We start from the raw sequence: 20,736 nt of genomic DNA, 5'->3' as shown, positions 1-20,736 counted from the left end.
CCTTATGTTTGATGCGGTTCGCAACAACAAGCGCGTGGTCCAGGGTGTCCTGCTGCTGATGATCCTGCCGTTCGCGTTTTTCGGCGTCGAATCCTACGTAAATAGCGATGCGCAGCGTGAAGATGCCGCGGTCGTCGGCAGTGCGAAGATCGCGCAGGAAGAATTCACCGCTGCTTTGCGCGACCAGCAGGACCGATTGCGCGAAATGATGGGTGAGGAGTTCGACCCGAAAATCATGGAACGTGCTGAGGTGCGCAGTCAGGCGCTTGACGGTCTGGTGAGCCAGCGCTTGCTTATCCAGGAAGCGCAGCGCACAAATCTGACCGTACCCGACACGCGCATGAGCCAGATCATTGCCTCGATCCCTGGTTTTCAGGTTGATGGCAAGTTTTCCGAAGCGCGTTTTGACCAGGTTGCGCAGTCGCAGGGCTACAGCCGCGACGGTCTGCTTGCCCGCATTCGCCAGGATCTCTTGATTCGACAGCTTTACGCAGGCATAGCAGGAAGCTCATTCGTTCCGGCATCGCTCGCGAAGCGTTGGGCGCAGATGCAGCAGGAACAGCGCGAAGTCAGCGAGGCAGTCATCACGCCTTTCGAATTCATTGAGCAGATCGCCATCAAGCCCGAGCAGGTGCGCAAGTACTATGACGACAACCTCAAGCAGTTCGAGGTACCCGAGCAGGTCAAGGTGGAATATCTGACGCTGAGCGAAGCCGCGCTTGCCGCAACGATGGATGTGAGCGAAGAAGACATCCGGAAAACCTACGACGCCGATCAGTCGCGCTACATGCAGGGCGAAGAACGCAAGGCCAGTCACATCCTGTTGACGATTGACGCATCGGCCAGTCCCGATGAGCGTGCCGCGGTGCGTACGAAGGCCGAGTCGCTGCTCAAGACGCTGCGTGCCGACCCATCAAAGTTCGCGGAACTGGCGAAAGAAAATTCGCAGGATCCTGGTTCGAAGGACGCGGGTGGCGATCTTGGCTATTTCGGACGCGGAACGATGGTGAAGCCGTTCGAAGATGCCGTGTTCGCGCTCAAACCGGGCCAGATCAGCGGCGTCATCGATTCGGATTTCGGCGTGCACATAATCCAGCTCACCGAAGTCCGCGGCGGTCAGGGCAAGACGCTGGACGAGGCGAGGGCGGAAATTGCCGAGGAACTGAAAAAGCAGTCGGCGCGCCGCAAATTCGCCGAACTGGCCGAGGTGTTCAGCAATACCGTATATGAGCAGGCCGATTCCCTCGCGCCGGCAGCCGAAAAGCTTGGCCTCCAGGTGAAAACCAGCCCGTTGATTCCGAAGGGTTTCCTGATGCCGGCACCGTTCGATAACGAGAAGCTGCGCGATGCGATTTTTTCGGAGGACGCGGTAAAGAATCGCCGCAACACCCAGGCGATAGAAACAGCTTCCAACACTCTGGTATCCGCGCGTGTAATCGAGCAGTTGCCTGCTACGGTCAAACCGTTCGAAAGTGTGCAGACGGAAATCGAAAAGCAACTCGGTCTCGCCGCTGGCGAAAAGATGGCGCGCGAGCGTGGCGAGGCGGCCATCTCTAAATTGAAGGCCGGAGAGAATGCACCACTCAACTGGTCGCCGCCGCAGGACGTTTCTCGCGCCCAAGCGCAGGGACCGGCTGCGGAAATGGTGCGCGCCATCTTCAATGCGCCCGCCAACGCCCTGCCGGCCTATCTTGGTTTCCCGATGGGTAACGGAGGCTATGCGGTGTTTCGCATCAGCGCTGTCAAGCAACCGAAGGAAGCACTTGACCCGCAGCGCATAGAAGCAATCAAGGCCCAGCTCGACCAGACTGTTTCGCAGGATGATTTTGCAGCCTATCTCGGTTCGCTGCGTCAGCGCTATCCGGTCACCATCAACAGCAAAGCGCTCGAAGCGGCGAAACAGCAGTAGTCGCTGCACATGCACCTCAGTAAAAAGGCCATCTCGATGGCAGCCTTTTCACTGAGGTGGTGTCAACTCGACGGATACGGCACGGGCGCGTTGCGCAGGCCGACAAGGAAGGTATCTACCAGCCAGGGCGCGGACTTCTGCAGATCAAAGTCGCGTCGTTCGATCCAGCTGCGCATCAGCCCACCAATGAACGCATGCATCGCCTCCGCGGTTTCCCGTGGCGGAAGGTGCATGGGTAATTGCCCGATCCGCACCGCAGCACCGAAGACGACTTCGAGCATATCAAGGCAGCGGCTGTGGGTTTCGAGTTCGCGGCTGCGCAGACGGTCAAAATCCGGCCCGCCATCCAGCTTGCAGAACTTGATTTCAAACACAGCCTGAACGCGTTCGCAGTCAGTCAGCATGCGCAGCACGCGGATCGCGTCATTACGCAAAAAACCAAGCGGATCTGTGCCCGGGTCGGCCGCGAGGTCGCCGAGCATGGCCTGCATCGGCGTTGTGACGCGTTCGCACACAGCCTCGAAAATATCCGCCTTGTTCTCGAAGTGCCAGTACACCGCGCCGCGCGTATGCCCTGCGCTTTTTGCAATGTCGTCCAGCGTGGTGCCCGCAACTCCCTTTTCACGAAAGCAGCGTTCTGCGGCATCAAGCAGCTGCAGCCTCGTTGCTTCAGCTTCTTCTTTGGTGCGTCGGACCATATGAGGCAATCTTTTTACAAACAAGCTTGAATGTATATAAGTACACGCGATGCGTCAAACGCTCATCTGGAGACCGTAAATCAATCCGACGCCAGAGGTTTCGGCAGCCCTGCATAGTGGGTCGGCTATCATGGGCCCACCAGAACATCGTCACTACAACACAGGAGGCACGAAATGGGATTGCTGAATTTCCTGAAAGATGCGGGCGAAAAGCTCTTCGGTTCCGGTGAAGCCAAGGTGGCAACCGAGCAGGTCAAGGCGGCTCCTACGCCGGAAAACCGAGCGAAACTTGACCGCGCCGCCGGTGACGCCATCAAGGCGTATGTCGAAAAGCTGGGCTTGTCGGCCACGGCGCTCAACGTGTCGTTTGACGGGAGTACCTCGACATGCACGGTGTCCGGAACCTGCGCCGATCAGGCGACCCGCGAACGCATCGTGCTGTCCGCCGGCAATGTGGCTGGTGTGTCCTCGGTGCAGGACCAGCTCAATGTGCTCAACCTTGAATCGGAAGCCCAGTATTACGATGTGAAGTCCGGTGACAACCTGTCGAAGATTGCCAAGACCCACTATGGCGATGCCAACAAGTATCCGTTGATCTTCGAAGCCAACCGTCCGATGTTGTCGCATCCGGACAAGATCTATCCCGGACAGAAGTTGCGCATTCCGCCCAAGCCCTGACCATCCGCACATCTGCAAGAAAAAAAAGCCCGAACCTTGGTTCGGGCTTTCAAGACTGGTGGGCAGTACTGGGATCGAACCAGTGACCCCCGCCGTGTGAAGGCGGTGCTCTACCGCTGAGCTAACTGCCCTGCATTCGTGACAGGGCGCGAATACTAGCGGTTAAGCGAAGTGCCGTCAAATGGCTGGGGTGCTGGCGGTACAATCGCGCGCTCATCTTTCGCAGGCATTGCCATGACTCAAGTTGTCCGCACGCGATTTGCGCCGAGTCCGACCGGTTACCTCCACATCGGTGGCGCGCGCACGGCGCTGTTTTCCTGGGCGTACGCCCGTCATCACGGTGGCCAGTTCGTGCTGCGCATCGAAGATACCGATGTGGCGCGTTCCACGCCCGAGGCGGTACAGGCGATCATCGACGGCATGAACTGGCTCGACCTCGGGCATGACGAGGGTCCGTTCTTCCAGATGCAGCGCATGGACCGCTACAAGGAGGTCATCGCGGAACTGCTGGAGCAGGGTCATGCCTACCGCTGCTACACCACGCAGGAAGAACTCGATGCGCTGCGCGAACAGCAGCGAGCCAGCAACGAAAAGCCTCGTTACGACGGCCGCTGGCGCCCGGGGCCTGGCCGCACGTTGCCGGAGCCGCCCGCAGGCATCGAGCCGGTCATCCGCTTCTGCAATCCGGTTACCGGCGTGGTGGCGTGGGACGATCAGGTCAAGGGCCGCATAGCCATCGCCAATGATGAGCTGGACGACCTCATCATCGCGCGCGCTGATGGCACGCCCACCTACAACTTCTGTGTCTGCGTCGACGACTGGGACATGGGCATCACCCACGTCATCCGGGGCGACGATCATGTCAATAACACACCGCGCCAGATCAACATCCTGCGCGCGTTGGGCGCTACCGTGCCCCAGTATGCCCACCTGTCGATGATCCTCGGCGACGATGGCCAGAAGCTGTCGAAGCGGCACGGTGCGGTCAGCGTGATGCAGTACGACGAAGACGGCTATCTGCCCGAAGCGGTCATCAACTACCTGGCGCGGCTGGGCTGGAGCCATGGCGATGACGAAATCTTTTCGCGCGAACAGTTTGTCGGATGGTTCGATCTCGACCACATCACGCCGTCGGCGGCGCAGTTCAATACCGAAAAGCTGCGCTGGCTGAATGCGCACTATCTGAAGCTGTCCGACAATGTTCGGCTGGCGGCCGATGTGGCGAGCCGCCTGGCACGTCGTGGTGTCGATCCGGAGGCCGGACCGCAGCTCGAACCGCTGATCGCGCTGTACAAGGACCGCGCCGCCACCCTGGTCGAACTGACCGATGCGCTCGAAGCCTTCTACATCGACCTTCATGTGTCGCCCGACATGCTGGCGCATCACCTCACGGATCCGGCGCGCGACGCGCTCCGCAAGCTGGCTGCACGTCTGGAAAGTGCGCCATGGGAAAAGGCGGCGCTGTCGTCCGCGATCAAGGAAACCTGCGCCGAGTGTGGCATGAAGATGCCGCAGGTGGCGATCCCGCTGCGCGTGGCGCTGATCGGCCAGCCGCAGACGCCGTCGATCGATGCGGTGCTGGAAGCATTTGGTCGAGAGCGCGTGCTGGCCCGTCTGGCACGCGTGTGCTGAGTCCGCGCTGCCCGAGCCTGTCATTTCGTCGTCTGCCGGCTCGGTAGCCCGGGCCCGCACCGCGCACTTCATGTCGCGTCAGGTCTGCGCAGCATCAATTCCTTCAGTAACGCGTCGCACGCTTTCACCACCCGTTGTACCCAGCGCAGGGTCGCGGTCATCCGGGCACAGAAGGAGCAGCCGCTTAAGGTCCGACCATGCGGACCGCGCGCTGTGAGGCGGCTCAAGATTTCAACCGTGCGACGCTTGCGGAAGCTTTCTCGCACGTTTCAGTGTTGATTGATTCCGGGGCATGCCAGCCTGATGGCCGACTGTTGCGCCGGCTGTTCCGGGCATACACTCGGCGACATGCAAGCTTTCCGCCGCGGCGCTGCCCCGGCTCCCCGCATGAACCGGATATTCATCAGCTACCGCAGTGCCGACGGCACCAAGGACGCCAGCCGGCTTGCTGACGATCTGGGCGACGCTTTCGGTGCCGAGCAGGTCTTTCTCGATCGGCATGACCTGAGGGGTGGCGGCAGCTGGCGTGAGGCGATCGACAACGCAATCGGCAAGCGGCCAGTCGTGCTGCTGCTGATCACGCCAGCCTTCTTTGGCGCGCGTCACGATGATGGTCACCTGAGAATCGAGGATGCGGACGATCCGGTACGAGGCGAGATCCTGTCTGCGATCGCTGCAGGCGCGACCCTGATGCCGCTGCGCGTCGATGGCACGCCGATGCCGACCGCCGACAGCTTGCCCGAGCCCTTGCGCACCGTTACCGACTGGCACGCATTGCCGCTGCGTACCGACGACTGGTCGCCCCTTGATCTGCCGCGCATCGTCGCTGACATCGAACGACTCGGTGTGCCGCGTTCGGCAGCAAAGCGGGTCGCCAGCGCCGCGGGGAAACGTCGCCTGATCCTGAGTTCCGGCATAGCGCTCGCAGCCGTTGCGGGTGCTGGCGTGCTGCTGCGTTCCGCGTATCCACCCGTCGACGCACCGGCATCTGCGCCCGCTGCGCCGAATACGCTGGATGGTGACTGGCTTCTTGTTTCCGCAGATGGACAGCGCACCCCGGCGCACCTGCGCCAGCGCGGCGATGCAGTTGAATTGCGGTCCGAGCCGTTGCGCATCGACAGTCGGCCGGAGTGGGCAACCTACATCGCATCGCTGGCGGCCGACGGCACGCAGCTGTCGCACGTTCGCTACACCGCGCGCGGCGAGCTTTTTGGCGATGAGCTCGACATGGCGCTGATGCTGATCAGTGGCGACGGCAGCTTCGAAGTGGCTGGTGGCAATCTGCATGTGCGAATGTCAGCTGATGCGCGAACGCTTGAAGGCAAGGTGTCGCTGAATACGGGTGATGAAGAAGTGGTGCGCCTTGAGCGCACACGCTGACGCGCGAACGGCAAACAAAAAAAGGGCACCCCTGAGGTGCCCTGAAAACATCCTCACGGAGAGAGAGGAAGAGGAATTCTGAAACGATCGACTAGTCGGCCTGGACAAGGTTGCCGTTCTGCAGCTTCACCTTGTCGCCGACATGCCAGCTCGGTGCGGTGTCCAGCGTGACCGTGCGATAGTCGCCGTTGTTCATGCGCACCCCGACTTCGTGCCGGGTTGTCTTGCGCTGTGTCTTTTCGATCTGATGGCCGGCAAAGGCGCCACCCGCGATGCCGATGATCGTCGCCACGGTGCGTCCGCTGCCTTTGCCGACATTGTTGCCGAGCAAGCCGCCCACCACACCACCGGCCGCAGCACCCAGTCCGCTGGGATCGGCGGCTGCCTGCACTTCCCGAATCGACTCGACGATACCGCAGTCTATACACAGCGAAGCGGGGGCTGTCCGGTAATCGTTCTCAATACGGTATGAATCCGCGCGCGACGCGTCGATCGGTTGTTCGATGTCATGCGGCGGCGCTGCCGTGATATCGATGCCTGGATCGTAGGTCCGGTCTGCCACGCGCACGGGACGCGCGTCGGCATACTGCGTCGGCTCGGCCTTTTTCGGCTGAGCAACCTTCACGACCGCCCTGTCCGCAGCCACCGACTTGGCCAGTGCCTGCGTAACAACAGGCGCTTCCGCGATCGGGGCAACCGGTGTCACCGCCGTCGCAGCCAGTGAATCGATGCTGGCTGCGGCGACCACCGGAGCCGGTGCCGGCGCGGGTGAGCGTTCGAGTATCCCGGTCATCGACGCGATGCCGACCGCGCTGAAGGCGGTGATCGAAAGCGCAGCCACCCATAGCGCCGGGTGCAGCGAGCGGGTGGAAGCAGTGCGGGCCTGGGTGTTCATCGTGCTCTCCTGTGGGTGCAACGCGTGAGTGCCAGTAACGCATGCCCAAGTTAATGAAAGCGACTCCTGTTTGTAAGGATCCATTTCCGGGGCGAATCCGCCGGCCATGCGCGCAAGCGCAGGGCTCCGGTCAGGACATGGCATTTCGGTCGCGCCAATAGCCGGGGAAAACCCCGCTTCTTTCCGGGGTTCGGGAGGGCCCCGGTGCGATGAAATACTGCCATGGCTTCCTCTCTCTCGCTCCGGCAGGCAATCGGCACACCAAACATCCAGCAACTGGCTGCGCCGATACTGATCATCCTCATCCTGTCGATGATGGTGCTGCCGCTGCCCACGTTCGTGCTGGACGTGTTCTTCACCTTCAACATCGCGCTGTCCGTGATGGTGATGCTGGTAGCGCTCTACACGACGCGCGCACTCGATTTTTCGGTATTCCCGACGGTCCTGCTGGTGACCACGCTGCTCCGGCTGTCGCTGAACGTCGCCTCCACCCGAGTCGTTCTGCTCGAAGGTCACACCGGACCGGATGCGGCAGGCAAGGTGATCGAAGCGTTCGGGCACTTCCTGGTCGGCGGAAATTACGCGGTCGGCATAGTTGTGTTCATCATCCTGACCGTCATCAATTTCGTGGTCGTGACCAAGGGCGCCGGGCGCATCGCCGAAGTCGGCGCGCGTTTCACGCTGGACGCGATGCCCGGCAAGCAGATGGCGATCGACGCCGATCTCAACGCAGGCCTGATCGGCGAGGACGAAGCGCGTCGCCGGCGTAAGGAAATTGCCGACGAGGCCGATTTCTACGGCTCGATGGACGGCGCGTCGAAGTTCGTCCGCGGCGACGCGGTCGCCGGCATCATGATCCTGCTGATCAATGTGATCGGCGGCCTGCTGATCGGCGTCATGGACCACGACATGAGCGCCGGCGAAGCGGCCAAGGCTTACGTGCTGCTGACCATCGGCGACGGTCTGGTGGCGCAGATCCCGGCGCTGATCATTTCGATCGCCGCAGGTCTGGTGGTGTCGCGCGTCGGCAGCGGCCAGGACGTGGGCGGCCAGGTCATCGGCCAGCTGTTCGGCGACCCGCGCGTTCTGGCCATTTCGGCCGGCATCCTCGGCCTGATGGGCATGATCCCCGGCATGCCGAACTTCGTGTTCCTGCTGCTCGCGTCGGTGCTGGGCTATCTGGCATGGCGCGGAGTGAATGCCCAGGCGGCGCCGAAGGCGAAGGAAGTCGCCGAGAAGGCGGCCGCAGCACAGGCGGCCGAAGGCGCAAACGTCGTAATGCCCGAGTCGCAGGAAGCGGCATGGAGCGACGTGGTGCCGGTCGATACGCTAGGCCTCGAAGTCGGTTACCGCCTGATCCCGCTGGTCGATCGCGGTCAGGACGGCGAACTGCTGAAGCGCATCCGGGGCCTGCGCAAGAAGTTCGCAGCCGAAATCGGCTTCCTGACCGCGCCGGTGCATATCCGCGACAACCTCGAACTCAAGCCTAACGGCTATCGCATTACGCTCAAGGGCGTCGATGTCGGCAGCGGCGAGGCCTATCCGGGCAGCCTGATGGCGATCAATCCAGGCCGGGTGGCCGGTGCGCTGCCTGGCCGCGAAGCGAAGGATCCGGCGTTCGGCCTGCCAGCCGTGTGGATCGAACAAGGTTTGCGTGAACAGGCGCATGCGCTTGGTTACACGGTCGTCGATGCCGCTACCGTGGTGGCCACACACCTGAATCACCTCATCCTGAGCCACGCCGCAGAGCTGCTTGGCCGGCAGGAAGTGCAGGCCCTGCTCGACCACGTCGGCAAGGATCAACCGCGACTGATCGAGGACCTGGTGCCCAAGGCGCTTCCGCTCGGCACCGTGCAGCGTGTGCTGCAGAGCCTGCTGGAAGAGGGCGTGGCCATCCGCGACATGCGTTCCATCATCGAAACGCTGGCCGACTATGCGGCGCGCACGCAGGACACGCTGGAACTGACCTCCCGCGTCCGCGTGGCGCTGGGTCGCGCCATCGTGCAGCAGCTGTTCCCCGGCAATGCCGACGTGCAGGTCATGGTGCTCGACCCGGGCCTCGAACGCCTGCTCGGTCAGGCGCTGGGTGCAGGTGGTGACGGTTCTGTGATCGAACCGGGGCTGGCCGACACGCTGATGCACGAAGTCGCACGCAGCGCGCAGCAGCAGGAAGAAATGGGTCTGCCCGCCGTGCTGCTGGTACCCGCGCCACTGCGCTGGCTGCTGTCGCGCTTCCTGCGCCGCGCCGTACCGAGTCTGAAAGTTGTTGCCAATTCCGAAGTTCCTGAAACACGCACCATCAAAGTGACCTCTGTCATCGGAGTCAAATCATGACGCCTCGCAAATATCTCGCAGCCAGTGCGCGCGACGCACTTCGTCGCATCAAGGAAGAGCTCGGCCCGGATGCCATCGTGCTGTCCAACCGACCGGTCGAAGGCGGGGTGGAAATCCTTGCGCTGCCGGCCAACGCACTCGACGCGATGACGGCGGCGGCCAGAAAGCCGGCGCAGAAGGCGGAACCGGTCGCCGTGGCGCCGCAAGCCGATGACGAGGACTTCCAGCTCACGCTGTCGAGCAGCGTCGCTGCACGCAGCGCCGCGCCAAGCGCGGCCCGGGTGGCTGCCGCGAGCACCGAGGTGCGCGCACCGAAGCCCTGGCAGCCCTACAAGCCCCGTCCGGCCACGCCGAGCGAGCTGCGCGACATGGCTTACGGCCGCGACATTCCGGCCTCCAACACCCGCATGGAACAGATGCGGCCCGAAGCTCTGGCGTCAGATCCGGGCCAGCTTGGTGCCCACGCCGAAGTCGCGCAGCGTCGCCCGGCCCCCGAGGCCGTTCCGGCGCCGCAACGCGCCACCGTGCCTGTGGCCGACCGGGCGCCCGAAATAGACGGCGCTTTGCGCGCCGAACTGGGCAGCATCCGCCGCATGCTCGAACAGCAGCTGGCCGGCTTCGCTTGGGGAGAAATGTCGCGGACCTCGCCGCTGAACGCGACGCTCGCCGGCGAAATGCTGGAGTCCGGCTTCAGTGCGACCACCACCTACCGCCTGCTCGACCAGCTGGGCGCTTCCGATTCTCTGGCCGCTGCGCGCAACGAGCTGCGCACGCTGATCGGTCGTGACCTGATCACGCTCAATTCCGACGCCGACATCATCGACCGCGGCGGCGTGTATGCGCTGGTCGGCCCGACCGGTGTCGGCAAGACCACGACCACCGCCAAGCTGGCCGCGCGCTGCGTGGTGCGGCACGGTGCCGACAAGGTGGCGCTGCTGACCACCGACGGCTACCGGATCGGCGCCCACGAGCAGTTGCGCATCTATGGCCGCATTCTCGGCGTGCCGGTGCATGCGGTACGCGATGCCTCGGACCTGCGCCGCATGCTGGTCGAACTGCGCGACAAGCACATGGTGCTGATCGACACCGTCGGCATGAGCCAGCGCGATCAGGCGGTCACCGAACAGATCGCCATGCTGTCATCCAGTGGTGATGTGCGCCGCCTGCTGTTGCTCAATGCGGTGGCCCGCGCGGATGCGCTCGACGACGTGGTGCGCGCCTATTCGGCGCCGAATGGCGGGGCCGATCTGGCGGGTGCCATCATCAGCAAGGTCGATGAGTCGGTGACGCTCGGGCCGGTGCTCGACGTGCTGATGCGCCACCAGCTGCCCCTCTTCTATGTCGCCAACGGCCAGCGCGTGCCGGAAGACCTGCACCTGCCGAATCGCGCCTATCTGCTGCATCGCGCACTGCGCGCGGCCGGCGAGGATTCGCCGCAGCACCTTTCGGCTCAGGACGCCGGACTGGTCATGGCATCGTCGCGTCGCGCCGCACGCAGCGAGGTGAGCCGTGGCTGATCCTATGAAGGACCAGGCCGCCGGTCTGCGCGCCATGTTCCGCCGCTACCCGACCCAGCGCATCAGCGTGGCGGGCGCCATGGCGGGGGTCGGCGCAACTTCGGTGGCGCTCGGCGCCGCCATCGAAGCCGCACGCAGCGGCCTGCGCGTAACCGTCATCGACGAACATCAGGGGCTGGGTTCGGCGACCGCCCGACTGGGACTGACTTCACGGCTCGACCTGTTGCAGGCAATCAACCGCGATGCGCCGCTGGCATCGGTACCGCTGCTGTCGCAGCACGGCGTGTCGGTGGTGCCGGCGGCGCGTCTTGCGCAGAACTCGAGGCAGCTGAACCGCCTGCAACTCGAGGCGCTGGATGAGGCACTGATCGAACTCACTCGCGAAACCGAGTTGCTGATCGTCGATTGCGCGCTCGAAGAATCACAACTGTCGGCGCTGGCCCGTCGCGCAGACCGTCTGGCCGTGGTGACTGCAGCCTCCGGCGTCAGCATCACCGCTGCATACGCACTGATCAAGCGCCACCTGACCGGCAATGCGCCGCTGTCGGCCGGTGCAGTGCGCCCGGTTCATGTCGGCGTCAGCCGCGCGCGCTCGGTGTCGGACGCCCGCCAGGCCTTCGCCAGCCTGAATGGCGTGGTGAGCGAACATCTGGGCAGCGCGCTGCATTGGCTGGGTTGCCTGCCCGCCGGCTATCAGCGGCCGAATTTTGTGGTGGCGGGTGACGATGCCCTCAAGATCGGACGCGATCTTGCCGAAAAGCTCTTCGTGACCCGCGAGACGGAAAAACCCGGTATGTTGATGCCGCACAACGACACCCAGTCAGGCGATCCGGCCGGACTGCCAGATGGGCTTTCGGCACGCGTAGCCTGATCGCGCAGCCGGCCGAAGCAGAGGACAACCTATGTATACCGCATCCGGAACACTGGACCGCGACCAGCTCGCCAAGCACTATGCGCCGCTGGTCAAGCGCATCGCTTACCACCTTATGGCCAAGTTGCCGGCCAGTGTGCAGGTCGAAGACATCATCCAGAACGGCATGCTCGGGCTGCTTGATGCGATGAACCGCTATGAAGAAGGCCTCGGCGCGCAGTTCGAAACGTATGCCGTGCAGCGCATCCGCGGTGCCATGCTCGACGGCCTGCGCGAAAACGACTGGCTGCCGCGCAGTCTGCGGCGCGACATGCGCCGCATCGAAACCGCCATCACCACGCTGGAGCAGGCCAAGGGCCGTCAGCCGACCGAAGGCGAACTGGCCGAATCGCTCGGCATGCCGCTGGGCGAGTACCAGAAGATGCTGCAGGAGGCGCGTGGCTACCAGCTTGTCTACTTCGAAGATTTCACCAACGGTGACGACGACGACTATCTGGATCGTCACAGCGTCGGCACCGAAGATCTCGATCCTCTCGCCCGGCTGCTCGACAAGAACATGCGCGACGTACTGGTGCGCGCCATCGGCGACCTGCCGGATCGCGAAAAGACCGTCATGGGGCTGTACTACGAAGAAGACCTGAACCTGCGCGAGATCGGCGAAATCCTCGGTGTGTCCGAATCGCGAGTTTGCCAGTTGCACAGTCAGGCGATCGCGCGCCTGCGCAGCCGCATCTCGGCGCGTACCTGAGCGCGCCGGCCCGATATCCCATGCGTGTCGATCGTCTCAGCATCGTCGGTCTTGCTCTGGGCATCGCCGCCATCATGGCGGGCCAGGTGCTCGAAGGGGGCAGCCTGTCATCGCTGTTCCAGCCGGCCGCGCTGGTCATCGTTCTCGGGGGAACGCTGGGCGCGACCATGCTGCAGACCCGCTTTCCCATTTTCATGCGTGGCATGCGCATGGGCGGCTGGGCGTTTTCTGCACCGGCAGCGGTACCCGACGACATGATCCGCAAACTGGTCGGCTGGGCCACGCTTTCGCGACGCGAAGGCATTCTGGTGCTGGAAAAGCACATCGGCAGCGAACCTGACCCGTTTTTCCGCAAGGGCGTGCAGTTGCTGGTCGATGGCGCCGATTCGGAACGCCTGCGCGAGGTCATGGAGGTCGAGATCACCACTTACGAAACCACGCTGCGCCAGGCTGCTCGCGTATGGGACGCCGCCGCTGGCTACGCACCGACGATAGGCATCCTCGGCGCGGTGCTGGGTCTGATTCACGTGATGGAGAACCTGGGCGATCCGGCGCGGCTCGGCGCCGGTATCGCCACTGCCTTCGTGGCGACGATCTACGGTGTGGGTAGCGCCAACCTGATTTTCCTGCCGATCGGGCGCAAGCTGCAGATGCATGTCACCCAGCTGATCAGCCTGCGCGAAATGTTCGTCGACGGTCTGGCCGGCATCGCCAACGGCGACAACCCGCGCATCATCGAAAGCCGATTGCTCGGCTATGTCGCGCCGGTGCCCGGTTGAGTGCGCAGGCGGACCGTGAGGAAGCGTCGCTATGTGCCGGATTCGGACGAGAACCATGATCGGTGGCTCATTTCGTACGCGGATCTGGTGACCCTGCTGTTTGCGTTCTTCGTCGTGATGTACGCGATTTCGCAGGTCAATGACGGCAAGTACCGTACGCTGAGCCAATCTCTGAACAGCGCCTTTGCGGCACGCGAGGGCGTGCGGCTGATCGAACTGCCGGCCACCGACCAGAGCGCCCGCATGCAGGTCGAGATCGATGAACTGCGTGCCCATCGCGCGGCGCAGAAAGCGCAGGAGCGGCGCGAGCGGGCGGACAAGGCGGCGAAGGACATCCAGCAGGCGTTGTCTGCACTGACCCGTGAAGGGCAGGCCAGTGTCACCCAGGGCGCACTGGGCATCACGGTGGATCTCGACTCGAAATTCCTCTTCGGCCCGGGTGAAAGCGTGCTCGAGCCGGCTGCGCAGGACATCATCGGCGCGATCGCGCGCGTTCTGCTCTACACCGATTTCCCGCTCGTGATCGAAGGGCACACCGACAATGTCCCGGCCGGCGGCAGGTTGGGTTCCAACTGGGAACTGTCGGCGGTTCGTGCGGGCGCCGTGACGCGGGTATTCGCCGACGAGGGCATCCTGTCGACCCGGCTGACGGCCGCCGGTCTGGCCGACCAGCGGCCATTGGCCGACAACGCGACCGAAGAAGGGCGGGCGAAGAACCGCCGGGTGTCGATCCGCATCGAAACGTACTCGACTGATCGCGTCACCGCGCCGGCTCAGACGCCTTCGGGGCCGGCCGATGTACCGGAAGGCAGCCTGGGATCGAGTTTCCCGAAGCTGTAGCCGGTACCGGAACGCCAAAACCCGCGGACAATCGCCGCGGGTGCAATCTGTTACGCGAGAAAATCAGGCGCTACCGAGCGAACGGCTGGTGCTGCGCGCCATCGACTGGCCGTCCGGCCCATAGGTCGATGCCTGTTCCGATGCCGACATCAGCACCGCAAGCGCCTGCTGGCTCGACTTCATCTGCGCGCGGATGAGCACGCCGTTGGCCTGATTCAGGTCGTGGGCTTCCCGGGCGAGCGCAACAAGTTCCTTGAAGGGCTGCCTGCACGCAGCCCAGTCGGGAGCGCTCTGGAACAGCGCTTCGATGTCGTCACGCCCCGGTTTGCTGCCGGCGCGGGCGAGCAACGCCGTGCGTGCATCGCCCAGTTGCGCGAGACGTCCGTACGCTTCGGATTTGCGCGCCGCGAGCACGGCGAGCGTATCGACTTCGCCCGCTTCGAGTGCACGGCGCTCGGCATGCAAATGGCCGAGGGCGGTGCGCAAGGTCACCGCTTCCTCGGTCATCAGTGCGGCCAACCTCGCAGCCGTCTGCGCAGCCGGCTCGGTTGCGGCCATCAGGCTGCCGGGCGCGTGTTCAGCATCTGACGCACGCTCTCGATCAAGCTGTCAGCCACGCGGTCGGCATTGACCTTGAATCGGCCGTCGGCGATGGCCTGCTTGATCTCGTCGACGCGTGCGCTGTCGACCACCGGCACATTGGCGACAGACGCTTCAAGCTCTCGCAGTCGCGAGGACGTGCCCGAAATGTCGACCTGCGCGCCGGGTGCGGCGGCAGATGAAGTTGCAGTCGTCGAACTGTTCGCCGAACTGCTCTTGGTAGCCGAAGTTGCCGTCGGTGCTAGCGGTTTTCCAGTTCCGTCGATTTTCACGATGAACCCTTTCATAAGACGTTCGACTCGTATTACGACGGCACCGCTACAAAACTTTAGGACTTTTTGTAGGGAGCCGTCCTACACGGCGGCAGGCTCATGAATATACCAAGCGGCGGGGCTGGTGGCGACCAACCTGTTGGTGTCGGGCGGATTGACTCAATAGACAACCTCCACCTGACCGCCCGGGCGGGCGACGCCGCTGACGACCTGGCCGCGCCCGGTGCGCACCTGCACCATCTGGCCCTGCTGTGCGCTGGCCAGCGCGCGGCCGTCGTGACTGATCGCAAATCCGTTGCCGCGCGCGAACAGTTTCACCTGCTGGCCCTGCTGCACCGCGACCGGAGCGCGCAGCCAGTCTGCGCGCAGCGGCTGGCCTGCGCCAATGGCGGCATTGACCGTCTGGCCTATCACCTGCTGCGGATCACTGACCATATTGGGTGGCAGTTCGGTCAGCTCGCCGCGCATGAAGCCGAAATCTCCGTCGGCAATGATCTGGCCGCGACCGAGCGCGNGGATCACTGACCATATTGGGTGGCAGTTCGGTCAGCTCGCCGCGCATGAAGCCGAAATCTCCGTCGGCAATGATCTGGCCGCGACCGAGCGCGCGCGCAGCGACCAGATAGTCGCCGCTGACCTTGACCCGTGCCGGCACGTAGATCGTCCAGCCGGCGCCGGCAATGCAGCGCACACCGACCTGCACGCGACCCCAGGCGCGGCTGCCGGTGGGCAGGAATACCTCGTGAGCGGCGCAGCTTTCCAGCGCCAGCCGTGCGTCTATCTGCCCCACCTCGAAACTGGCCTGGCCCGGCAACCCGGCCGTCTGCTGCTGCAGGAAGTCGCCCACCGCACGCCGCAGCTGGTCGCTGGCCGGCGCCACCGGCGGCGCGGCCAGTGCGGCGCTGCACAGGGCAATACATGAGGGGATCAGCAGACGACGGATCATGGCGGGCTCCTTGGCAAGGCTTCCATTGCACCACCCGAGCCTGCATCGCGATGACGCAAATAGGGCGGAAAGCACCTCCTTGTTCCGGTTTGTCGACCGAAAGTTGCCGCAATCCGGGCTTGCCGGCCCGCAAACCCTTTACGGTATTGGGTTTGCGGTGATTTACGGAGCCCGGAAGCGGCAAGGTTTGCCGCTTCCGGGCGGCAGATAGCCTTGAAAGGCGGGGCAGCAACCGTCCTTTTTTGCCGATCCAGACCGGCAATCGGGTCATAGAGTGGCTGGCACGATAGCTGCAATGGGATACCCATCATGCCGAACCCTCTCGACAAACTGCTCGACCTTCCGCAAGCCGCCCTCGGCGTGCGGGCGACTCGCCAGCAAACACTGGCCGCCAACATCGCCAACGCCGATACACCGCACTTCAAGGCGCGCGACGTCGATTTTCGCGGCGCGCTGGAGGCCGCGATGGGCGGACGTCTGGGTGGCCCGGTCGAGCTTGCACGCACGTCGGCGCGGCATATCGAAGCCAAGGGCGACGCGTCGATGGACGCTTCGCTGAAGTACCGCACCGAAACACAGTCCAGCCTCGACGGCAATACGGTGGATATGGATGTCGAGCGTGCCGCCTTCGCCGAAAACACCGTGCAGTACGAGGCGTTGCTCACCTTCATCAACGGCCGTCTGCGCACCATGCAGAACGCCATCCAGGGCCAGTAAGGAGACGGATCATGGGAAACATGTTCAACGTATTCGGCATCGCTGGTTCCGCGCTCACCGCCCAGTCGGTGCGCCTGAACACGGTGTCCAGCAATCTGGCCAACGCGGATTCGGTGACCTCGTCCAATGGCCAGCCCTATCGCGCCAAGCAGGTGGTGTTCGAAGTGCGTCCGATCAGCGAAGGCGGCGAGGCCAACGGCGTGCGCGTGACGCAGATCGTCGAAAGCGCAGCACCGTTGCGCACCACCTACGACCCGACCAATCCGGCGGCGAACAAGGAGGGCTACGTACAGATGCCCAACGTCAATGTGGTGGAAGAGATGGTGAACATGATTTCCGCCTCCCGCTCGTATCAGACCAACGCGGAAATGATGAATACCGCGAAGCAGCTGATGCTCAAGACCCTCTCCATCGGACAGTAAGGGAATCGTCATGGCAGTCAATTCGACCGGCAATACCTCGGCGGCAGACATCTACAGCTCGCTGAACACGACGCAGACCAAGGCGACTTCGGAAATCGACGCGGCGCAAAACCGTTTCCTGATGCTGCTGACGACGCAACTCAAGATGCAGGACCCGCTCAATCCGATGGACAACGCACAGGTCACCTCGCAACTGGCCCAGATCAGTACGGTGGATGGCATCAGCAAACTGAACAGCACGTTGGAAAAGCTCACCAGCAGTTCCGCCGACTCGCAGCACCTTCAGGCCGCTGCACTGGTCGGTCACGCGGTGCTGGTCGAAGGGTCGGCGCTGGAACTCGTGAATGGCAAGTCGATGGGTGGCATAGAGCTGACCTCGCCGGCCGACCGCGTCACGGTATCAATCAAGGGTGCCAATGGTGTGCTGGTGAAGGAAATCAATCTGGGTGCCGCGGAAGCGGGCATCACGCAGTTCGCTTGGGACGGTACCGACGATGCCAAGACGGCCGTTGATAAGAACGGCAAGTATTCCTTCACGGTGACTGCCATCCAGGGCACCCAGAAGCTGGTCACCACGCCGCTCGAACTTGCGGTGGTGCAGAGCGTGGAGCGTAGCGGCGGCCAGACCCGCCTGAATGTGGGCCAGCAGTCGCTGGTCTCGATGAACGATATCAAGCAGATCTACTGATCGGGAGTTGAATCATGGCCTTCCAGCAAGGACTTTCCGGACTGAACATTGCGTCCAAGGCACTCGATGCCATCAGCAACAACGTGGCGAACTCGACCACCGTGGGCTTCAAGCAATCCACCGCCCAGTTTTCTGATCTATATGCCTCCACGCTCGGTGGTGGCGGCCAGTCGCAGATCGGTATCGGCGCCACGGTGAATGGCGTTGCCCAGCAGTTCAGCCAGGGCAACATCACCGTGACGAGCAATCCGCTCGATCTTGCGATCAACGGCGACGGATTCTTCCGCATGAGCGACAACGGTTCCGTGCTGTACACACGCAACGGTCAGTTCTCGGTGGACAAGAACGGCTACATCGTAAATGCCTCGGGCTACCGGCTGACCGGTTACGGCACGGATGCCGACGACAACATTGTCGTGACGGCGCCGATCGATCTGCGCATCGACACCGCATTGAGTGGCGGCGAGCCGCGCTCCACGGAAGAAGCCGATCTGGCGGTCAACCTTGACTCGCGTCTGGCCACGCCGGTCAATACGACGTTTTCGCCGCTCGCGACAGACAGCTTTTCCTACTCGACCTCGCTGACCGCCTACGATTCACTCGGGAATTCCCACATCATGTCGCTCTACTTCGTCAAGACAGCGGCGAATGCGTGGGATTTGCACACCGCGCTTGACGGCGGCCCGACCACCGGACCAACCGCCTTGGCGTTCAACTCCAACGGTGGTCTGACAGCCCCGGCGACGATAGCACTGTCGTTTCCTGTCACCACCGGTGCAGCCAGCCCCCTGGCCTTCGACCTAGACTTGACCGGTTCGACCCAGTTCGGCTCCGCCTTCAGCGTCAACGCAGTGGCGCAGGACGGTTTCGCTTCCGGCCGACTGTCCGGCATCAGCGTGTCGCCGGAAGGCGTGCTGCAAGGCCGCTACACAAACGGCCAGTCGCGCAACCTTGGCCAGGTCGTCATGGCGACCTTCCAGAATCCGGACGGCATGACGCAGCTGGGCAGCAATGCCTGGGGCGAAACCTCGTTCTCCGGCCCGCCGGCAGTCGGTACGCCGGGGACCGGCAACCGCGGTGGCCTGCAGCCGGCGGCGGTGGAAGACTCGAATGTGGACCTCACCGCCGAACTGGTGAACATGATCACGCAGCAGCGCGCCTACCAGGCCAATGCGCAGTCGATCAAGACGCAGGACCAGATCATGCAGACCCTGGTCAACCTGCGCTGACCGCCGCTGAGGACACACCATGGACCGCATGATCTATACCGCGATGAGCGGCGCCAAATGGACGCTGGAGCGTCAGGCGTCGGTCGCGCAGAATCTCGCGAACGCGTCGAGTACCGGCTATCGCGCCGAAGAGCACCGGCTGCGTGCCGTGCCGGTGCAGACCGAAGCGTTCGCGTCGCGCGTCTTCGTGGTGGATGCCAGCGTCAAGAACGATTTCACGCCCGGCCCGCTGCAGCAGACCGGCGGCGCCTACGACGTCGCCATCAAGGGCAGTGGCTGGTTCGCCTTGGCCATGCCTGATGGCACCGAGGCCTATACACGCAATGGCCATCTCCAGATCAGCCCGACCGGCGTGCTGCAGAACCACAACGGGATTCCGGTGCAGGGCGAAACCGGCCCGATCACCGTGCCGCCGGACACCGAGGTCACCATCGGCGCGGACGGCACCCTGTCTGCCGTGCAGCGCACCGGCGGCGTCAATCAGGTCAATCAGATCGGCCGGCTCAAGCTGGTCGATCCGCCCGAGAACACGATCAAGCGCGGCGATGACGGCCTGTTCCGCGTCACCACGCCGGGCCCGCTGCCGCAGGCACAGAACGTGCGTGTCGCCAGTGGCTTTCTCGAAGGCAGCAATGTGAATGTGGTGGATCAGGTCGTGGCGATGATTTCGCTGTCGCGCCAGTTCGAAATGCAGACGCGCATGCTCACCACGGCAGAGCGCGATGACCAGGCGGCCACCCAGCTGCTGTCCAACCGATAACCGGAGAATCCGACCATGATCCGCTCGCTGTGGATAGCCCGCACCGGCATGGATGCACATCAGACCCAGCTCGATGTCATCACCAACAACCTTGCCAACGTCAGCACCAACGGTTTCAAGCGCGCGCGCGCCGTGTTCGAGGACCTGCTGTACCAGACGATGCGCCAGCCCGGCGCGCTGAACACGCAGCAGAACACCATTCCTTCCGGCCTGCAGATCGGCACCGGCGTACGCCCGGTGGCCACCCAGCGCATCCAGACACAGGGCAATCTGCAGCAGACCAGCAATTCGCTCGATGTCGCCGTGCAGGGCGAGGGCTTCTTCCAGATCCAGATGCCGGACGGCACGCTGGCTTACACCCGTGACGGCTCCTTCCAGAAGGATGCGCAGGGCGTGATGGTCACGTCGAGCGGATTTCCGGTGCAGCCGCAGGTCACGATTCCGCCGGATACGGTGTCGCTGACCATCGGTCGTGACGGCGTGGTCAGCGCCTTGCAGGCCGGCCAGGCTGCGCCGACCCAGATCGGTCAGCTGCAACTGGCTACCTTCGTCAATACCGGCGGTCTGCAGAGCGTCGGGGAAAACCTCTATGTCGAAACCGCATCAAGCGGCACGCCGACACCCAATACCCCGGGCACCAACGGCGCGGGCCTGCTGAATCAGGGCTTCGTCGAGACATCGAACGTGAATGTGGTCGAGGAACTGGTGCAGATGATCCAGACCCAGCGGGCATACGAAATCAATTCGCGCGCGATCCAGACCTCGGACGAAATGCTGGCCCGGCTGACCCAGCTCTGATCGGTCGCGCAAATGACCCGTGG

At 63.4% G+C, this 20,736-nt stretch carries 22 protein-coding genes and 1 tRNA gene; 16 read left to right on the top strand and 7 right to left on the bottom strand.

Going from position 1 to position 20,736, the window contains the following annotated elements; all coding sequences use genetic code 11:
• The first annotated feature begins 4 nt into the window (after positions 1 to 4).
• Positions 5 to 1,909, top strand: coding sequence for a SurA N-terminal domain-containing protein (locus tag NMQ16_RS14315; RefSeq protein ID WP_257081510.1), 1,905 nt, complete (start codon positions 5 to 7; stop codon positions 1,907 to 1,909).
• A gap of 62 nt (positions 1,910 to 1,971) precedes the next feature.
• Here NMQ16_RS14315 and NMQ16_RS14310 read toward each other — a convergent pair whose 3' ends face one another.
• Complete coding sequence (locus tag NMQ16_RS14310) at positions 1,972 to 2,607, bottom strand: TetR family transcriptional regulator (RefSeq protein ID WP_257081509.1); 636 nt, start codon at positions 2,605 to 2,607, stop codon at positions 1,972 to 1,974.
• A 174-nt stretch (positions 2,608 to 2,781) separates the two neighbouring features.
• On the opposite strand from NMQ16_RS14310, the gene lysM reads away from it, so the two are divergent.
• A complete protein-coding gene (gene lysM, locus NMQ16_RS14305) occupies positions 2,782 to 3,285 on the top strand; it encodes a peptidoglycan-binding protein LysM (protein ID WP_257081508.1) in 504 nt (167 codons plus the stop codon).
• A 56-nt stretch (positions 3,286 to 3,341) separates the two neighbouring features.
• Here lysM and NMQ16_RS14300 read toward each other — a convergent pair.
• Positions 3,342 to 3,416: transfer RNA gene (locus NMQ16_RS14300), tRNA-Val, on the bottom strand.
• A gap of 103 nt (positions 3,417 to 3,519) precedes the next feature.
• On the opposite strand from NMQ16_RS14300, the gene gltX reads away from it, so the two are divergent.
• Positions 3,520 to 4,917 carry a glutamate--tRNA ligase gene (gene gltX / locus NMQ16_RS14295; protein ID WP_257081505.1) on the top strand — a complete coding sequence of 466 codons (1,398 nt, stop codon included), beginning with the start codon at positions 3,520 to 3,522 and terminating at the stop codon, positions 4,915 to 4,917.
• 387 nt (positions 4,918 to 5,304) lie between these two features.
• Positions 5,305 to 6,297 carry a toll/interleukin-1 receptor domain-containing protein gene (locus NMQ16_RS14290; protein WP_257081504.1) on the top strand — a complete coding sequence of 331 codons (993 nt, stop codon included), beginning with the start codon at positions 5,305 to 5,307 and terminating at the stop codon, positions 6,295 to 6,297.
• A gap of 91 nt (positions 6,298 to 6,388) precedes the next feature.
• Here NMQ16_RS14290 and NMQ16_RS14285 read toward each other — a convergent pair whose 3' ends face one another.
• The gene (locus tag NMQ16_RS14285; protein WP_257081503.1) at positions 6,389 to 7,300 is read right to left on the bottom strand and encodes a glycine zipper 2TM domain-containing protein; all 912 of its coding nucleotides are present in this window, start codon (positions 7,298 to 7,300) and stop codon (positions 6,389 to 6,391) included.
• Positions 7,301 to 7,414: 114 nt separating this feature from the next.
• Between NMQ16_RS14285 and flhA the strand changes: the two genes are divergently transcribed.
• Genes flhA through NMQ16_RS14255 form a run of 6 tightly spaced genes read left to right on the top strand, consistent with a single transcriptional unit; the run spans position 7,415 to position 14,281 of the window.
• Complete coding sequence (gene flhA / locus NMQ16_RS14280) at positions 7,415 to 9,526, top strand: flagellar biosynthesis protein FlhA (protein ID WP_257081502.1); 2,112 nt, start codon at positions 7,415 to 7,417, stop codon at positions 9,524 to 9,526.
• Positions 9,523 to 11,043, top strand: a complete 1,521-nt coding sequence (gene flhF, locus NMQ16_RS14275) for a flagellar biosynthesis protein FlhF (protein ID WP_257081501.1) — start codon at positions 9,523 to 9,525, stop codon at positions 11,041 to 11,043. The genes flhA and flhF overlap by 4 nt, the downstream gene beginning before the upstream one ends.
• Complete coding sequence (locus NMQ16_RS14270; protein ID WP_257081500.1) at positions 11,036 to 11,914, top strand: hypothetical protein; 879 nt, start codon at positions 11,036 to 11,038, stop codon at positions 11,912 to 11,914. Before flhF ends, NMQ16_RS14270 begins: the two co-directional genes overlap by 8 nt.
• A 31-nt stretch (positions 11,915 to 11,945) precedes the next feature.
• The gene (locus NMQ16_RS14265) at positions 11,946 to 12,662 is read left to right on the top strand and encodes an RNA polymerase sigma factor FliA (protein WP_069037965.1); all 717 of its coding nucleotides are present in this window, start codon (positions 11,946 to 11,948) and stop codon (positions 12,660 to 12,662) included.
• Between the two features lie 20 nt (positions 12,663 to 12,682).
• On the top strand, positions 12,683 to 13,441 hold the full coding sequence (locus NMQ16_RS14260) for a flagellar motor protein (RefSeq protein ID WP_257081495.1): 759 nt from the start codon (positions 12,683 to 12,685) through the stop codon (positions 13,439 to 13,441).
• A 15-nt stretch (positions 13,442 to 13,456) separates the two neighbouring features.
• Positions 13,457 to 14,281, top strand: a complete 825-nt coding sequence (locus NMQ16_RS14255) for a flagellar motor protein MotB (protein WP_257081494.1) — start codon at positions 13,457 to 13,459, stop codon at positions 14,279 to 14,281.
• A 63-nt stretch (positions 14,282 to 14,344) separates the two neighbouring features.
• Here NMQ16_RS14255 and NMQ16_RS14250 read toward each other — a convergent pair whose 3' ends face one another.
• From NMQ16_RS14250 to NMQ16_RS14235, 4 genes are all read right to left on the bottom strand, one after another.
• Positions 14,345 to 14,839, bottom strand: coding sequence for a flagella synthesis protein FlgN (locus NMQ16_RS14250; RefSeq protein ID WP_257081493.1), 495 nt, complete (start codon positions 14,837 to 14,839; stop codon positions 14,345 to 14,347).
• A complete protein-coding gene (gene flgM / locus NMQ16_RS14245; RefSeq protein WP_257081492.1) occupies positions 14,839 to 15,168 on the bottom strand; it encodes a flagellar biosynthesis anti-sigma factor FlgM in 330 nt (109 codons plus the stop codon). The genes NMQ16_RS14250 and flgM overlap by 1 nt, the downstream gene beginning before the upstream one ends.
• Positions 15,169 to 15,312: 144 nt before the next feature.
• A complete protein-coding gene (gene flgA, locus NMQ16_RS14240) occupies positions 15,313 to 15,621 on the bottom strand; it encodes a flagellar basal body P-ring formation chaperone FlgA (protein WP_257081491.1) in 309 nt (102 codons plus the stop codon).
• Positions 15,578 to 16,099, bottom strand: a complete 522-nt coding sequence (locus tag NMQ16_RS14235) for a hypothetical protein (RefSeq protein ID WP_257081489.1) — start codon at positions 16,097 to 16,099, stop codon at positions 15,578 to 15,580. Before NMQ16_RS14235 ends, flgA begins: the two co-directional genes overlap by 44 nt.
• Before the next feature lie 309 nt (positions 16,100 to 16,408).
• Between NMQ16_RS14235 and flgB the strand changes: the two genes are divergently transcribed.
• The 6 genes from flgB to flgG are packed head-to-tail and all read left to right on the top strand — an operon-like array spanning position 16,409 to position 20,713.
• Complete coding sequence (gene flgB / locus NMQ16_RS14230) at positions 16,409 to 16,816, top strand: flagellar basal body rod protein FlgB (protein ID WP_257081483.1); 408 nt, start codon at positions 16,409 to 16,411, stop codon at positions 16,814 to 16,816.
• Positions 16,817 to 16,836: 20 nt separating this feature from the next.
• Positions 16,837 to 17,238 (top strand): flagellar basal body rod protein FlgC, encoded by a 402-nt coding sequence (gene flgC, locus NMQ16_RS14225; protein WP_257081517.1) that lies wholly within the window; start codon positions 16,837 to 16,839, stop codon positions 17,236 to 17,238.
• Positions 17,239 to 17,248: 10 nt separating this feature from the next.
• Positions 17,249 to 17,926, top strand: coding sequence for a flagellar hook assembly protein FlgD (locus tag NMQ16_RS14220; RefSeq protein ID WP_257081481.1), 678 nt, complete (start codon positions 17,249 to 17,251; stop codon positions 17,924 to 17,926).
• 14 nt (positions 17,927 to 17,940) lie between these two features.
• Positions 17,941 to 19,155 (top strand): flagellar hook protein FlgE, encoded by a 1,215-nt coding sequence (gene flgE, locus NMQ16_RS14215; RefSeq protein WP_257081480.1) that lies wholly within the window; start codon positions 17,941 to 17,943, stop codon positions 19,153 to 19,155.
• A 19-nt stretch (positions 19,156 to 19,174) separates the two neighbouring features.
• Positions 19,175 to 19,915, top strand: a complete 741-nt coding sequence (flgF, locus tag NMQ16_RS14210) for a flagellar basal-body rod protein FlgF (protein ID WP_257081478.1) — start codon at positions 19,175 to 19,177, stop codon at positions 19,913 to 19,915.
• A 15-nt stretch (positions 19,916 to 19,930) separates the two neighbouring features.
• The gene (flgG, locus tag NMQ16_RS14205) at positions 19,931 to 20,713 is read left to right on the top strand and encodes a flagellar basal-body rod protein FlgG (RefSeq protein ID WP_069037955.1); all 783 of its coding nucleotides are present in this window, start codon (positions 19,931 to 19,933) and stop codon (positions 20,711 to 20,713) included.
• The last annotated feature ends 23 nt before the right edge of the window (positions 20,714 to 20,736 follow it).

This window comes from Methyloversatilis sp. XJ19-49, assembly GCF_024580145.1.
Lineage (GTDB): Bacteria > Pseudomonadota > Gammaproteobacteria > Burkholderiales > Rhodocyclaceae > Methyloversatilis.
This window is presented reverse-complemented; position numbering and strand designations above follow the sequence as displayed.